The sequence below is a fragment of the Paractinoplanes durhamensis genome, assembly GCF_016862175.1.
Lineage (GTDB): Bacteria > Actinomycetota > Actinomycetes > Mycobacteriales > Micromonosporaceae > Actinoplanes > Actinoplanes durhamensis.
In genome coordinates, this window is sequence record NZ_BOML01000003.1 from 93,210 (window position 1) to 107,064 (window position 13,855).

12 protein-coding genes and 2 tRNA genes are annotated in these 13,855 nt (G+C 72.0%); 6 read left to right on the forward strand and 8 right to left on the reverse strand.

The window, feature by feature from the left end; translation table 11 throughout:
* Nucleotides 1-91: 91 nt before the first annotated feature.
* The 3 genes from Adu01nite_RS01690 to leuC all read right to left on the reverse strand — a co-directional run bounded on the left by Adu01nite_RS01690 (nt 92) and on the right by leuC (nt 3,099).
* Nucleotides 92-862, reverse strand: a complete 771-nt coding sequence (locus Adu01nite_RS01690; protein ID WP_203724411.1) for an HU family DNA-binding protein — start codon at nt 860-862, stop codon at nt 92-94.
* A gap of 175 nt (nt 863-1,037) precedes the next feature.
* Entirely contained in the window at nt 1,038-1,625 is a 588-nt protein-coding gene (gene leuD / locus Adu01nite_RS01695) for a 3-isopropylmalate dehydratase small subunit (protein WP_203724412.1), read from the reverse strand.
* Between the two features lie 13 nt (nt 1,626-1,638).
* A complete protein-coding gene (gene leuC / locus Adu01nite_RS01700) occupies nt 1,639-3,099 on the reverse strand; it encodes a 3-isopropylmalate dehydratase large subunit (RefSeq protein WP_203724413.1) in 1,461 nt (486 codons plus the stop codon).
* 49 nt (nt 3,100-3,148) lie between these two features.
* Here leuC and Adu01nite_RS01705 point away from each other — a divergent pair, with 49 nt between their 5' ends.
* From Adu01nite_RS01705 to Adu01nite_RS01725, 5 genes are read left to right on the forward strand one after another with little or no spacing between them, the layout of a single operon-like run.
* Complete coding sequence (locus Adu01nite_RS01705; protein ID WP_203724414.1) at nt 3,149-3,835, forward strand: IclR family transcriptional regulator; 687 nt, start codon at nt 3,149-3,151, stop codon at nt 3,833-3,835.
* A 31-nt stretch (nt 3,836-3,866) separates the two neighbouring features.
* Nucleotides 3,867-6,584 carry a helix-turn-helix transcriptional regulator gene (locus Adu01nite_RS01710; RefSeq protein ID WP_203724415.1) on the forward strand — a complete coding sequence of 906 codons (2,718 nt, stop codon included), beginning with the start codon at nt 3,867-3,869 and terminating at the stop codon, nt 6,582-6,584.
* 52 nt (nt 6,585-6,636) lie between these two features.
* Nucleotides 6,637-6,951, forward strand: a complete 315-nt coding sequence (locus Adu01nite_RS01715) for an alpha/beta fold hydrolase (protein ID WP_203724416.1) — start codon at nt 6,637-6,639, stop codon at nt 6,949-6,951.
* The gene (locus tag Adu01nite_RS01720) at nt 6,948-7,739 is read left to right on the forward strand and encodes an alpha/beta hydrolase (protein WP_203724417.1); all 792 of its coding nucleotides are present in this window, start codon (nt 6,948-6,950) and stop codon (nt 7,737-7,739) included. Before Adu01nite_RS01715 ends, Adu01nite_RS01720 begins: the two co-directional genes overlap by 4 nt.
* Nucleotides 7,736-8,479, forward strand: coding sequence for an MBL fold metallo-hydrolase (locus Adu01nite_RS01725; protein WP_203724418.1), 744 nt, complete (start codon nt 7,736-7,738; stop codon nt 8,477-8,479). Before Adu01nite_RS01720 ends, Adu01nite_RS01725 begins: the two co-directional genes overlap by 4 nt.
* On the opposite strand, the gene Adu01nite_RS01730 is transcribed toward Adu01nite_RS01725, so the two are convergent.
* The 4 genes from Adu01nite_RS01730 to Adu01nite_RS01745 all read right to left on the reverse strand — a co-directional run bounded on the left by Adu01nite_RS01730 (nt 8,428) and on the right by Adu01nite_RS01745 (nt 10,385).
* Nucleotides 8,428-9,123 carry an N-acyl homoserine lactonase family protein gene (locus Adu01nite_RS01730; RefSeq protein ID WP_203724419.1) on the reverse strand — a complete coding sequence of 232 codons (696 nt, stop codon included), beginning with the start codon at nt 9,121-9,123 and terminating at the stop codon, nt 8,428-8,430. The two genes, Adu01nite_RS01725 and Adu01nite_RS01730, sit on opposite strands and share 52 nt — an antisense overlap.
* A 152-nt stretch (nt 9,124-9,275) precedes the next feature.
* A tRNA-Glu gene (locus Adu01nite_RS01735) sits at nt 9,276-9,348 on the reverse strand.
* 92 nt (nt 9,349-9,440) lie between these two features.
* A tRNA-Gln gene (locus Adu01nite_RS01740) sits at nt 9,441-9,512 on the reverse strand.
* 63 nt (nt 9,513-9,575) lie between these two features.
* Nucleotides 9,576-10,385 carry an NmrA family NAD(P)-binding protein gene (locus Adu01nite_RS01745; protein ID WP_203724420.1) on the reverse strand — a complete coding sequence of 270 codons (810 nt, stop codon included), beginning with the start codon at nt 10,383-10,385 and terminating at the stop codon, nt 9,576-9,578.
* Nucleotides 10,386-10,464: 79 nt separating this feature from the next.
* Between Adu01nite_RS01745 and Adu01nite_RS01750 the strand changes: the two genes are divergently transcribed.
* The gene (locus tag Adu01nite_RS01750; protein ID WP_203724421.1) at nt 10,465-13,062 is read left to right on the forward strand and encodes an ATP-binding protein; all 2,598 of its coding nucleotides are present in this window, start codon (nt 10,465-10,467) and stop codon (nt 13,060-13,062) included.
* Here the strand turns inward: Adu01nite_RS01750 and Adu01nite_RS01755 are convergent.
* Nucleotides 13,051-13,845, reverse strand: coding sequence for a fumarylacetoacetate hydrolase family protein (locus tag Adu01nite_RS01755; protein ID WP_203724422.1), 795 nt, complete (start codon nt 13,843-13,845; stop codon nt 13,051-13,053). The genes Adu01nite_RS01750 and Adu01nite_RS01755 overlap by 12 nt on opposite strands.
* Nucleotides 13,846-13,855: the final 10 nt, after the last annotated feature.

Genomic DNA, 13,855 nt, shown 5'->3' on the forward strand with positions numbered 1-13,855 from the left:
GGACGGTAGGCACAGCGGGTGCGGCCGCGCCGGGACACACGAAAGGCGTCCACCGTACGAGTGGACGCCCGTCGCGCGTTCTAGGGCGCGGTCAGCGGGTCTTGCGCGTCGTCGAGCTGGTGGCTCGCGAACGGGCCGGCGTGCTGGCCGCCGCCGACGTGGTCTTACCGGCGGTGGTCTTCTTGGCCGCGGCCGTCTTGGTCGCGGTCGCCGCCTTCTTGGCCGGAGCCGCCTTGGTCGCCGCCGCGGTCTTCTTGGCCGGGGCGGTCTTGGTGGCGGTGGCCTTCTTGGCGGGCGCCGTCTTGGTGGCGGTCGCCTTCTTGGCCGGCGCCGTCTTGGTGGCGGTCGCCGTCTTGGTGGCCGCGACCTTCTTGGCCGGCGCAGCCTTGGTCGCGGTCGCCGTCTTGGTAGCCGCGACCTTCTTGGCCGGCGCAGCCTTGGTAGCGACCGTCTTGGTGGCCGCGACCTTCTTGGCCGGCGCCGACTTGGTAGCCGTCGACTTGGTCGCCGCGGCGGTCGACTTGGTGGCGGTCGCCGTCTTGGTGGCAGCGGCCGCCTTCTTGGCGGGGGCGGCCGCCTTGGCGACCTTTCCGCTCGCGACCATCTCCCGGAAAGCGGTGCCGGGCCGGAAAGCGGGGACCGAAGTCTTCTTCACTTTCACCGCTTCGCCGGTCCTCGGATTACGCGCCGTACGCGCATTGCGAACCCGCTTCTCGAAGGAGCCGAAGCCGGTGATCGCGACCTTGTCGCCCTTGGTGACGGCGTTCTCCACCTCACTGATGACCGCATCAAGTGCAGCCGTCGCCGTCTTCCGGTCTCCAAGTCGGGCGGCGAGCGCCTCGATGAGCTCGGCCTTGTTCACGGTTTCCTCCCGAAAGTGAGAACTGGCCCAATGCGAGCCATTCTGCGCGCACGGTATGCCCTCTGACCAGCAGACACAAACATTCGTGGCAAAAAAACCCTTGTGTTGCAACGAATTCGCCCCCACCGGGGACCCGATGGGGGCGTGAATCGTTGTGCTAACACCGTTTTGCAAGTCAGATGGTGACCGGCTTGATAGCGGGGCGGCTCTTCTCGTACTCGGTGATCGATTCTTCGTGGCGAAGCGTCAGTCCGATGTCGTCGAGGCCTTCCATGAGGCGCCAGCGACTGAAATCGTCGATCGGGAACGACCATGAAGCGTCGTCCACGCGCACCTGACGGGCGCCGAGGTCCACGGTGATCTGCTTTTCCGGCTCGCTGTCGGCCATGTCCCAAAGGGCCTCGATGGCCTTCTGGTCGAGCTGGACCGGCAGCAGACCCTCCTTGAGGGCGTTGCCCCGGAAGATGTCGCCGAACCGGGAGGCGATGACCACCTTGAAGCCCCAGTCACGCAGTGCCCAGACGGCGTGCTGCCGGGACGACCCGGTGCCGAAGTTGGGGCCGGCCACCAGGATCGTGGCCCCGGCGTGGGCCGGGTTGTGCAGCACGAAGCCCGGGTCCTCGCGCCAGGCGCTGAACAGGCCGTCCTCGAAGCCGGTCCGGGTGACCCGCTTCAGGTAGACGGCGGGGATGATCTGGTCGGTGTCCACATCGGAGCGGCGTAGCGGCATGACCTTGCCACTGTGGGTCACAAACTTGTCCATCGTGAAACTCCCGTCACAGGCCGGCAGAGGACAGATCGGCGGGCGCGGCCAGGCGACCCACCACGGCGGTAGCGGCGGCGACCTGCGGGGAGACCAGGTGGGTACGCCCACCCTTGCCCTGCCGGCCCTCGAAGTTGCGGTTCGACGTGGAGGCGGCACGCTGGCCGGGGCTCAGCGTGTCCGGGTTCATGCCCAGGCACATCGAGCAGCCCGCGAAGCGCCACTCGGCGCCGGCCTCGGTGAAGACCTTGTCGAGGCCCTCGGCCTCGGCGGCCTCGCGCACCTGGTAGGAGCCGGGCACGATCATCATCCGGACGTCGTCGTGCACCCGGTGGCCGCGCAGCACGTCGGCGGCGGCGCGGAGGTCTTCCAGCCGGCCGTTGGTGCAGGAGCCGACGAAGACCACGTCGACCGGGACCTCGCGGAACGGGGTGCCGGGCGTGAGCGCCATGTATTCCAGGGCGCGCCGGGCCGCGTTGCGGTCGGTCTCCTCGATGAACTCGTCCGGGTCGGGCACCACGCTGTCGAGGGCCGCACCCTGGCCGGGGTTGGTGCCCCAGGTGATGAACGGGCTGACCGCGGTGGCGTCCAGGATGATCTCGGTGTCGAACTCGGCGTCCTCGTCGGTGGCGAGGGTCGTCCAGTAGGCCACCGCCTCGTCCCACTGCGCACCCTTGGGCGCGTGCTCGCGGCCCTCCAGGTAGGCGAAGGTGGTCTCGTCCGGCGCGATCATGCCGGCCTTGGCGCCCCACTCGATGCTCATGTTGCAGATGGTCATCCGGCCCTCCATGGAGAGCTTGCGGATGGCCTCGCCGCGGTACTCCACGATGTGGCCGTTGCCGCCGCCGGTGCCGGTCTGCGTGATGAGCGCGAGGATCAGGTCCTTCGCGGAGACGCCGGGCTGCAGCTCGCCGACCACGGTCACGGCCATCGTCTTCGGCTTGGCCTGCGGCAGCGTCTGGGTGGCGAGCACGTGCTCGACCTCACTGGTGCCGATGCCGAAGGCCAGCGCACCGAAGGCGCCGTGGGTGGCGGTGTGCGAGTCACCGCAGACGATCGTGAGGCCGGGCTGGGTCAGGCCGAGCTGCGGCCCGATCACGTGCACGATGCCCTGGTTGACGTCGCCGAGCGGGCGGATCTGCACGCCGAACTCGGCGCAATTCTTCCGCAGCGTCTCGATCTGCGTGCGGGACACCGTGTCGGCGATCGTGAAAAGCTCACCACGCTTGGTGTTGAACGCCGGATCCGCATAGCCCGTAGGGGTGTTGTGGTCCTCGGTCGCCAAGGTGAGATCGGTGCGGCGCACGGGCCGGCCGGCCTGACGCAGACCGTCGAAGGCCTGCGGGCTGGTCACCTCGTGCAGCAGGTGCAGGTCGATGTAGAGCAGATCAGGCTCGCCGTCGGCGGAGCGGACAACGTGGTCGTCCCACACTTTCTCCGCCAAAGTCCTCGGCTTCGGAGTGACTCCCACCATCTGGACATCCTAAAGTCTGGGAGGTATGTTTCGGCTTGTGGGACACAGTATGAGCGGTGTCGGCGTTCTCGACAAGGCGGTTGTCATCCTCGCCGCATGTGTCGACGGCGCCAGCCTGGCCGAGTTGGTAGACCGTACGAAGCTGCCCCGGGCGACCGCACATCGCCTGGCCCAGGCCCTGGAGATCCACCGGATGCTGGTCCGGGACACCCAGGGACGATGGCGTCCGGGCCCCCGTCTGGGCGAGCTGGCGAACGCCGCCCCGGACGTTCTGCTGACCGCGGCCGAACCCCTGCTTTCCGCATTGCGGGACGCGACCGGGGAGAGCGCACAACTCTACCTCCGCCGTGCCGACGAACGGATCTGTGTGGCCGCCGCCGAACGCGCGAGCGGTTTGCGGGACACCGTTCCGGTCGGTTCGGTGCTGCCGATGACCGCCGGTTCGGCCGCCCAGATCCTGCTCGCCTGGGAGCCGCCGGAGGCGGTCATGCCGTTGCTGCCCCGCTGCAAGTTCACCGGCCGCACGCTGGCCGAGGTGCGCCGCCGCGGCTGGGCGCAGAGCGTCGCCGAGCGTGAGCCCGGTGTGGCGAGTGTCTCGGCGCCGATCCGCGACCGCACCGGGCGGGTGATCGCCTCGATTTCCATAAGCGGTCCGATCGAACGGCTGGGTCGTCGTCCCGGCGAGCGGCACGCGATGGCGGTGGTCCGCGCGGGCCAGCGCCTCTCGGGCCTGTAACCGCGTAACAACAGCTCGATACAGTGCGCCCGTGCGACTCCTCGGGCGGGCAGCGGAATGCGCCGCGCTGGACACCCTCCTGACCGGAGCGCGAGGCGGGCGCAGCGCGAGCTTGGTGCTGCGGGGCGAGGCCGGCGTCGGCAAGACCGCATTGCTTGCGTACGCCGCGGACGGCGCGGCCGAGGCACTGTCGATCAGTGGGGTCGAGGCCGAGGCCGACTTTCCGTACGCGGCGCTGCACCGGCTGCTGATCCCGCTGCTGGACGGCCGGGACCGGCTGCCGGCCGGGCAGCGCGCGGCCCTGGAGGTGGCCTGCGGCCTGGCCGAGGGCCCGCCACCCGATCTCTACCTGGTCAGCCTGGCCACCCTCACGATGCTCGCCGAACGGCCGCGGGTCTGCATCGTCGACGACGCCCAGTGGCTCGACCGGGAATCGTTGCGAGCGCTTGCCTTCGTGGCCCGCCGGCTGCACGCCGAGGGCGTGGTCCTGCTGTTCGGCCTGCGCGCCGACGACGACGATCCCGGCCTGCTCGCCGGCGTCGAGGCGCGGGAGATCACCGGCCTGGCCGCGGCGGCGGCGACCGCGCTGCTCGTCGACGTGGTGGACACCCCGGTCGACCCGACCCTGGCCGCGCACGTCGCGCGGGCCACCGGCGGCAACCCGCTCGCCCTGGTCGACCTCGGCCGCGAGCTGACCGCCGAGCAGCTCGCCGGCAGCGCACCACTGCCCGAACCGCCGCCGATCGGCAGCCGGCTGGAGGCGCACTACACCGCCCGGATCGACGAATATCCCCCGGCCACCCGCGTCTGGCTGCTGCTGGCCGCGGCCGGCGCGGGCGGCGACCCGGTGCGCCTGGCCGCGGCGGCCCGGCTGCTCGGGGTGCGGCCCGCCGACGCCGGCCCGGCCGAGGCCGATCGGCTGGTCACCGGCTCGCCGGCGATGACGTTCCGGCATCCGCTGGTGCGCTCGGCCGTCTACGGCGGCGCGACGCCGGCCCAGCGCCGGGCCGTGCACCGCGCGCTGGCCGAGGTGACCACCGGCGGCGGCGACGCCGACCGGCGCGCGTGGCACCTGGCGGCGGCCGCGGACGGCCCGGACGAGGTGGTCGCGGCCGAGCTGGAGCGCCGCGCGGACCGGGCCGCCGCCCGCGGCGGGCACAGTGCCCGGGCCACCTTCCTGACCCGGGCGGCCGAGCTCACCCCGGACCGGGCCGGCCAGGCCCTGCGCCAGGTGCGAGCGGCCGAGGCGGCGCTCGCGGCCGGTGCCTACGCGCGGGCCGTGCTGCTGCTCGACGCGGTGGACGAGAGCGAGTTGCCCGGGCCGGCCCGGGGCAGCGCCCTGCTGACCCGGTCGCTGGCCGAGGTCAACCTCGGCATGCCGGACGGGCAGCGGCTCGGGCCGGCCCGCTGCCTGGCCGCGGCCGAGGCGTTCGGCGCCGACCCCGATCGGGCCCGGCGTGCCCTCGTGCAGGCGACCGAGCTGATGCGCAGCGCCGAGCAGTTCGCCACCGTGAGCGAGCCGGAGATCGCCGCCGCCGCCCGCCTGGTCGGCCGCGACCCGGAAAGCCTGGACGAGCTGATCCTGGCCGGCTATGCCGACTTCACGGTCGGCGGCTACGAGCAGGGCATCCCGGCCGTCCGCCGGGCGATCGACGCGATCGCCGACCCCGGCCTGCCCGACGAGGCTCTGCTCGCCCGCCTCGTGGTCGGCGTCAACCTCTGCGAACTCCTCTGGGAGGACGCGGTCAAGGACCGGCTGCTGCGCCGGGCCGAGGCAGCCGCCCGCCGGACCGGTGCGCTGCACTTCCTCGACCTGGTGCACTACCTCGGCACGATGACCTTCACGTTGCTCGGCCGGCTGGACGAAGCCGACCGGCACGACGAGGCCGGCCAGCGGTTGCGCACCGCACTCGGCATGACCGCCGACCAGGCGCAGGTGTGGCGTCACCCGGAGCTGGCCGCGTGGCGGGGCGGGCCGGGCCTCCGCGAGTCGGCCGGGGCCGCGCTCGGCGTCTTCGCGATGCTCGGGCTGGGCGGCCTGCACAGCTGGACGAGGCTGAGCCTGGCGGTGCTGGACAACGCCGAGGGCCAGTACGCCTCGGCCCGCGAAATCCTGTGCGAACTGGTCTCGCTGGGCCGGCCGCAACGCTACGCCGAGGGACTGCCCGATCTGGTCGAGGCCGCGCTGCGGGCCGGCGACCGGCGCACCGCCAAGCGCGCCCTCGCCGACCTGGCGCTCGCGGCCGGCGCCTGCGGCACTCCGCGCGTCACCGGCCTGCTCGAACGCTCGCGGGCGTTGCTGGCCGGCGCGACCGAGGCGGAACCGTACTACCGCCGGGCGATCGAGCACCTCACCGGCGGGCTCGGCCACGGTGACCTGGCCCGGGCCCGGCTGCTCTACGGCGAGTGGCTACGCCGGCAGCGCCGCCGACGGGACGCGCGGGAGCAGCTGGCGATCGCACTGGAGATGTTCGAGGAGGTGCGCGCGGAGCCGTTTGCCGAACGTACGCGTAAGGAACTGCGCGCCCTCGGCGGGAGCGTCGCGATGCCCGTACCGAAGGCGGACGAAACGGCCTTGACCCCGCAGGAGGCCGCCGTTGCGCGCCTGGCTCGGGACGGCGGAACGAATGCGGAGATCGCGGCGAACCTGTATCTCAGCGCGAGCACCGTGGATTACCACCTGCGGAAGGTGTACCGGAAGCTCAGTGTGCAGTCGCGGCGACAGCTACGCGGGAGTTTGCACGACTGACTACGCGTCGCACGGGATTCGCCGGTGGACACGCTCCCCGCAGGATCGGGGCATGGGATTCGTGACCACCGCGGACGGCGCGGTGGTGCAGCTGGTGCTGGTCTCGGCGGTGCCGCCGTTCATGCTGCGCACCCCGGACAACCCGGGCGGGCTGCCTGACCTGGACGCGGTCGACGTGCCCGCACTCGTCATCCACGGCGACGACGACCAGGTGGTCCCGTTCGCCGTCGGCGGGCAGGCGTCGGCCGGCCGGCTCAAGAACGCGCGGCCGGCGGTCTGTCCGGGCGCACCGCACGGCATCACCGACACCCACAAAGACCAGCTCTCCGCCGACCTGTTGGCCTTCCTGAAGGAGTACGACGTATGAAGCCGATCGTTCTGGTCCACGGATTCTGGGTCACCCCGCGCAGCTGGGAACACTGGAAAGCACACTACGAAGCCAAGGGCCACCGGGTGATCGCGCCGGCCTACCCCGGTTTCGAGGTCGAGGTGGAGGCGCTGAACGCCGACCCGACGCCGATCATCGACGTCACCGTGCCGCAGATCATCGCCCACTTCGAGGAGGCGATCCGGGGACTGCCCGAGTCACCGATCATCATCGGGCACTCGGCCGGCGGCGCGTTCACCCAGATCCTGCTCGACCACGGTTTCGGCGCGGCCGGCGTGGCGATGAACTCGGCGCCCACCGAGGGCGTCCGGGTGGTGCCGCTGTCCCAGCTGAAGTCCACCTTCCCGGTGCTGAAGACCCCGGCCAACCGGCACAAGGCGATCGGGCTCACCTTCGACGAATGGAAGTACGCCTTCACCAACACCTTCGCCGACGACGAGGCGCGGGCGCTCTGGGAGCGCTACGCCATCCCGGCCAGCGGGGGCATCCTGTGGGGCGGGGTGCTCGCCAACTTCCAGCCGGGCCACCAGGACACCTGGGTCGATTACCACAACGACAACCGGGCTCCGCTGCTGTTCGTCTCCGGCTCCGAGGACCACATCATGCCGCCGGCGATCCAGGAGTCGAACCTCAAGCACTACCAGGCCCCCCACACTCTGACCGAGCGGCGCGAGTACGAGGGTTACGCCCACCTGCTGCCGGCCCAGAAGGGCTGGGAGCAGATCGCCGACGAGGTCCTGGAATGGGCCCTGGCGCACGCGCAATGAACATCACCCACATCGGTGGCCCGACCACGCTGATCGAGCTGGACGGGGTGCGGTTGCTGGTGGATCCGACGTTCGACGCGCCCGGCCGGCGGTACTCGTTCGGCTGGGGCACGTCGTCCCGCAAGACCACCGGCCCGGCCGTCCCGGCGGCGGATCTCGGGCGGCTGGACGCCGTGCTGCTCACCCACGATCAGCACGCGGACAACCTCGACGACGCCGGGCGGGCGCTGCTGCCGTCGGTCCCCACCGTGATCACCACGGCGACCGGGGCGCGGCGGCTGGGCGGCAACGCGACCGGTCTCCGGCCGTGGGCGAGCACCGCGGTCAAGGACCTGGAGATCACCGCGACGCCGTCCCGGCACGGGCCGGTCTGGGCGGTGCCGATCGTCGGGCCGACCACCGGCTTCGCGCTGAAGCCGGCCGGCTCGTCGACGGTGGTGTGGATCTCCGGGGACACGGTGGTCTTCCCCGGTGTGCTGGAGGTGGCGTCCCGCTTCGATGTGGACGTTGCCGTCCTGCACCTGGGCAAGGTCCAGTTCGGCCTGACCGGGCCCGCCCGGTTCACGATGACCGGGCGGGACGCGGTCCGGCTCTGCGCACATGTCAAGCCCCGGCGGATCGTGCCGGTGCACTACGAGGGCTGGTCACACTTCCACGAGGGCCGGGCCGAGATCTCGGCAGCATTCCCTCAGGACGCGCTGACCTGGCTCGAACCGGGGGTCCAGACCGCGTTGTCGTGAGCGAAGACGACCTGTCTCGGGTCGAGCGCCAGGATCCGGTGCAGCCAGGCCGGATAGTGGCCGACACCGGCCCGCTGGGCCAGCACGTCGCCGGTGAACAGGGTGGCGTTGTCGTGGCTCTGACCGGCCACGATGACGGTGCCGTCGCGGCGGGTCACCACCACCGACTGGTGGCCGGCCGTATGGCCGGGCGTCGGCAGGATCACCACGCCGGGCAGGATCTCGGCCTCACCGCACAGCTCCTCGTATTGGGCGCCCGGGTAGTCGATCAGCGGCGGCAGCGTGTAGTCCTCGGTCGTCCGGGCCATCGCGAGCTCGCTGCGCTGCGCGAAGACCGGGCGGCCGGCCAGCTCCGGGTTGCCGCCGCAGTGGTCGAAGTGCAGGTGGCAGTTCACCACGTACCCGATGTCGTCGATCTTCGCCCCGGAGGCCCGCAACGCGGTCCGGAGCGGGATCCGGCGCGGGTGGTACCAGGCGTCCACCTCCGGGTGGCTGCCCATGCCGGTATCGACGAGGACGGTGCCGAGCGGGTGCTCGATCAGGTAGCCGAGCGTCGGCTCGACGCGGGGGTGTCCCGTGCCGGTCTCCTGCGCGGGGCGAATGAAATAGCCGAGATCGACTCGACGGACCACGGTGTCTGCCATCGCGTAATTATGCCGAAGACAGCCTCAAGTAGGTCGATGTGCGAGCGCAGATGCGCAACCACCGCACCGTGGGGGTCTGGGGGCTCGGCCCCTAGGTAGATATACGAAATGAGCCTGCCAGCGCTTTTTGCTGGCAGACTCATCACCGAATGTAGCCCCGAAGGGATTCGAACCCTCGCTACCGCCTTGAGAGGGCGGCGTCCTAGGCCGCTAGACGACGGGGCCAGGACTTGCTTTTTGCTTCAACTACCGCTTGAGCGGCGAGGCCGAACACTATCAGATGTCCAGCTCCACCACTCTTTGCAGGAGTGGTAGCGCTGGGGTACCAGGACTCGAACCTAGACTAACTGGACCAGAACCAGTCGGGCTGCCAATTACCCCATACCCCATTGGCCCGGTTTCCCGCGCCGAGAAGAAACTCTACCCGACCACCCCTGGCCCACCAAATCGGGTTACGAGTCCTGGAAGAGATCCGCGTTCCGGCGGGCCCACTGAAGGAACGTCGTCGCAGGTCGGCCCGCGATTTCGACGGCCGTGGCGGTCGCCTTCCGGGGGTGCTCGACCAACATCGCCTGGCCGTCGACGTACCAGGCGGCGTGCTCGCCCATGTCCGTCGCCAGCTCCGCGATGCCCTCATCGCGCGGTAACTCGACGTAACGAAGCTCACGCCCGAGCGCCTGCCCGATCAGCTCCACCTTCCGCCGCCGCGACAGCATCTCCGGACCGGTCAGCTCCAGCGAGTGGCCGACCAGGGAACGGTCGAGCAGGGCCCGGGCCGCGACCGCCGCGATGTCCTCCTGGGCGATCGGGGCGTTGGCCGCGGCACCGTGCACGTCGCGCACCTCGTCACCGGCCCGGATCTGCCGGCTCCAGATCGCGGCGTTCGCCATGAACTCGCCCGGTTCGAGGTGGGTGAACGGCACGCCGCACTCCTCGACCGCGTCCTCGACCGCCTGCCAGTGCTCGCCCTTCGGCCCGGCCAGGTCGACGATCCGCCCGATTCCGGCCTCGGCGGCCAGCCGGCATGCCTCGGTCACGGTCGGCAGGTAGGGCGCGAGGTAGAGCACATCCACCCCGGCGTACGCGGCGGCCAGCGTCGACGGCCGGCCGAGAAAACCGCGCGCGACCTCGACCCCGGCCGGCAGCGCGGCCCGCACCGGGTCGACGGTCAGTGCCCGGACGTCGCCGGCACCGAGCGCGAGCAGCTCGTCGACCACCATCCGCCCGATGTTGGTGGTGGCTCCGGTGACGAGGATCTTCATCTGTTCGCCCCCTGCTCTCGATGTGTTGCGCCCGCTAGCGTGAACGCCGCGGCCAAACAAACGCTTAAGACGGAGTTTCATGCGCTTCGAGGTGCTGGGCCCGGTTCGGGTGCGTTCCGATGACGGGTCCGTCGCGCCGCTCGCGCCACGGCCGCGCGCGCTGCTGGCGGCCCTGATCGCGTCGGCCGGGCAGTTGGTCTCGGCCGAGCGGCTGATCGCCGAGCTGTGGCCGGAGGGGGCGCCGGCGACGGCCGGGCCGGCCCTGCAGGTGCACGCGTCGGCGCTGCGCAAAGTGGTCGGTGACCGGCTCAGCTCGACCGCCGGCGGGTACGCGTTGCACGCCGGCGAGCTGGACGCGGACGAGTTCGAGGCGACCGGTGATCTCGGGTTGTGGCGCGGGCCGGCCTACGAGGGCGGGGGCGGCGGGCCGATCGTCGAGGCGGCCGCGGCCCGGCTCACCGAGCTGCTGCTGGCGACCCGGCGCGACTGGGTCGACCGGGAGCTGGCCGCGGGCCGTCCGGTGCTGGCCGAGCTGCGGGCCTGGGTGGCCGCCGAACCGGCGGCCGAACCGCTGGTCGAGCGCCTGATGCTGGAGCTGCACCGGGCCGGGCGGTCGGCGGATGCGCTGGACGTCTTCGACGCCACGGTCGCGGTGCTCCGGTCGTACGAAACCGAGGCCGGACCGGGTCTCACCGCCCTCGCCGCGGGGATCCGCCGGCGGGACCCGACGCTGGATCGCCCGGCGCCCGGCCTGCCCGGATCGCGCAGCCGCTTCATCGGCCGGCGCGCCGAGCTGGACCGGGCGCATGCGCTGGCCGGCGAGACCCGGCTGCTCACGGTGACCGGCCCGGGTGGCTCCGGCAAGACCCGCTTCGCGTACGAGCTGGCCCGCGAGGTCGCCACCGAGTACGACACGGTGGTTCTGGTCGAGCTGGCCGGCTACGCGACCGCGGACGCGACCCGGTTCGCCGCCGCGGCCGGGGTGCGCGACGAGCCGGGCGTCACCGCGATCGAGGCCCTGTCCCGGCACCTCGGCAACCGGCGGGCGCTGCTGGTGGTGGACAACTGCGAGCACGTCCGGGCGCAGGCGGCGGCGACCGTGGACGACCTGATCGGCGCGGTGCCGGGGCTGCGGGTGCTGGCCACCAGCCGGGAGCCGCTGGGCGTGCCCGGCGAGGCACTCTGGCCGCTGCCCGGCCTGACCCCGGCCGACGCCGTGCGGCTGTTCGGCGAGCGGGTCGCGGCCGCCCGCGGCGGCACCGGGCTGCGGCCGGCCGAGCTCGCGCCGGCCGCCGAGCTGTGCCGCCGCCTGGACGGCCTGCCGCTCGCCCTGGAGCTGGCCGCGGCCCGGCTGCGCTCGCTGCCGCTGGCCGCGGTGACCGGCCGCCTCGATGAGCTGATCGGCACCGCGCCGCTGGCCCGGCACCGCACCATGCGGGCGACCATCGACTGGGGACACGACCTTCTCGATGAGACCCAGCAGGCGCTGATGGCCCGGCTGAGCCTCTTCGCCGGCCCGTTCGACGCCGACGCGGCCGGCCGGGTGCAGGGCGCCGACGCGCTCGATCCGCTGGCCCAGCTGCGCGACCGCTCGATGGTCGGCTGGGACGGCACCCACTACCGGATGAGCGAGACGATCCGGGAGTACGCGGCCGAGCACCTGAGCACCGGCGACCCGGCCCGGGCCCGGTTCGTGGCGCTCTGGCTCGACCGGCTCGCCACCCCGCCCCCGCCGGACGGCCCGGCGCACACCGCCTGGCTGGCGTCGATGGCCGCGGCCCACCCGAGCGTCCTGGCGGCGATCGACTGGTCGCTGACCGCGGGCGACCCGGCCGACGGGCTGACCCTGGCCGCCGCGATGTGGTGGTTCTGGTGGATCAGCGGGCAGATGGCCGAGGGCCGCGGTCACCTGCGGCGCGCGCTCGACGCCGCGCCGAGCGAGCCGTCCGCGGCCCGGGCCCGGGCGTTGCGGGCGGCCGCCGCGCTGGCCCGCAACTCCGGTGACCTGGCCGAGGCGCGCCGGCTCGGCGAGCAGGGCCTGGCGACGTTCCGGCTGCTGGACGACCGGGCCGGGGTGCTGGCCGCGCTGAACAACCTGCTGATCACCGCGCAGGGGCAGGGCGACTACCAGGATTCGCTGGCGTACGGCTTCGAAGCGCTGGAGCTGGCCGAGGCGGCCGGCGACGCCCGGATGATCGCCGCCGGCCTGAACAACACCGCCGGGACGCTGCGCTGCCTGGACCGGCTGGACGAGGCCGGGCCGCTGTTCGAGCGGGCGCTCACCGCGTTCCGGGCGATCGGCGAGGCGCGCGGCGAGGCGGCCGCGCTGACCAACCTGGGCATCGTCGCCCGGCGCCGGGGCTCGGCCGCGATGTCCGGCGACTACATGCGGCGGTCGCTGGCCATCTACACCGAGCTGGGCATCACCGAGGGCCAGCTGGACGCGATCGAGGGGCTGGCCCAGCTCGAGCCGCCGGAGCGGGCGCTCACGCTGCTGGCGGTGGCCGAGCGGGAGCGGGCGGCGCTCGGCTCGGCGATCTTCACCCCGGATGAGGTCCGCGACCGGGACGAGGCCGAAAAAACCGCCCGGTCCGCCCTGACCACCGAGGAGGTGGCCCGGGCGTACCGGACGGCAAATGGCCTGTCGCTGGCGGCGACGGTCGAGCTACTCCAGTGAGACCACGGTGTTTCGCAGCTCGCCGATGCCCTGGATGGTGATCGAGCAGGTGTCGCCGGTGGTCAGCTCGCTGACCCCGGCCGGGGTGCCGGTGAGGATGATGTCGCCGGGCAGCAGCGTCATGACGTGCGACACATACGACACCAGGGTGGGGATGTCGAAGACCATGTCCTTGGTGCGGCCGATCTGGCGCACCTCCATGGTGTCCGGGTTGCGGCCGACCTCGCAGCGGATCTCGATGTCGCTCACGTCGAGGCCGGTGGTGATCCACGGGCCGATCGGGCAGAACGAGTCGAAGCCCTTGGCCCTGGTCCACTGCGGGTCGCTGCGCTGCAGGTCGCGGGCGGTGACGTCGTTGGCGATGGTGTAGCCGAAGATGGCTGCCTCGGCGCCGGCCCGGTCGACCCGGCGGGCGCCGCTCGCGCCGATCACGACGGCCAGCTCGGCCTCCTCCTCGACCCGCTGCGACTGCGGAGGCAGCCGGATCGCGTCGTTGGGGCCGATCACCGAGGTGGACGGCTTGAGGAAGATCAGCGGCTCCTTGGGCACCTCGTTGCCGAGCTCGGCGGCGTGGTCGGCGTAGTTGCGGCCGACGCCGATCACCTTGCTCGCAAAGATCGGGGCGAGCAGCCGGACGTCGGCGAGGGCCCAGCGCTGGCCGGTGAACTTCACCTTGGCGAACGGCAGCGAGTCGATCTCGGCGATGGTCAGGCCTTCGCCCTCGGCGCCCTCGACGACACCGAACGAAACTCCACCAGCATGGACAAAGCGGGCGAAACGCACGAAGAATTCC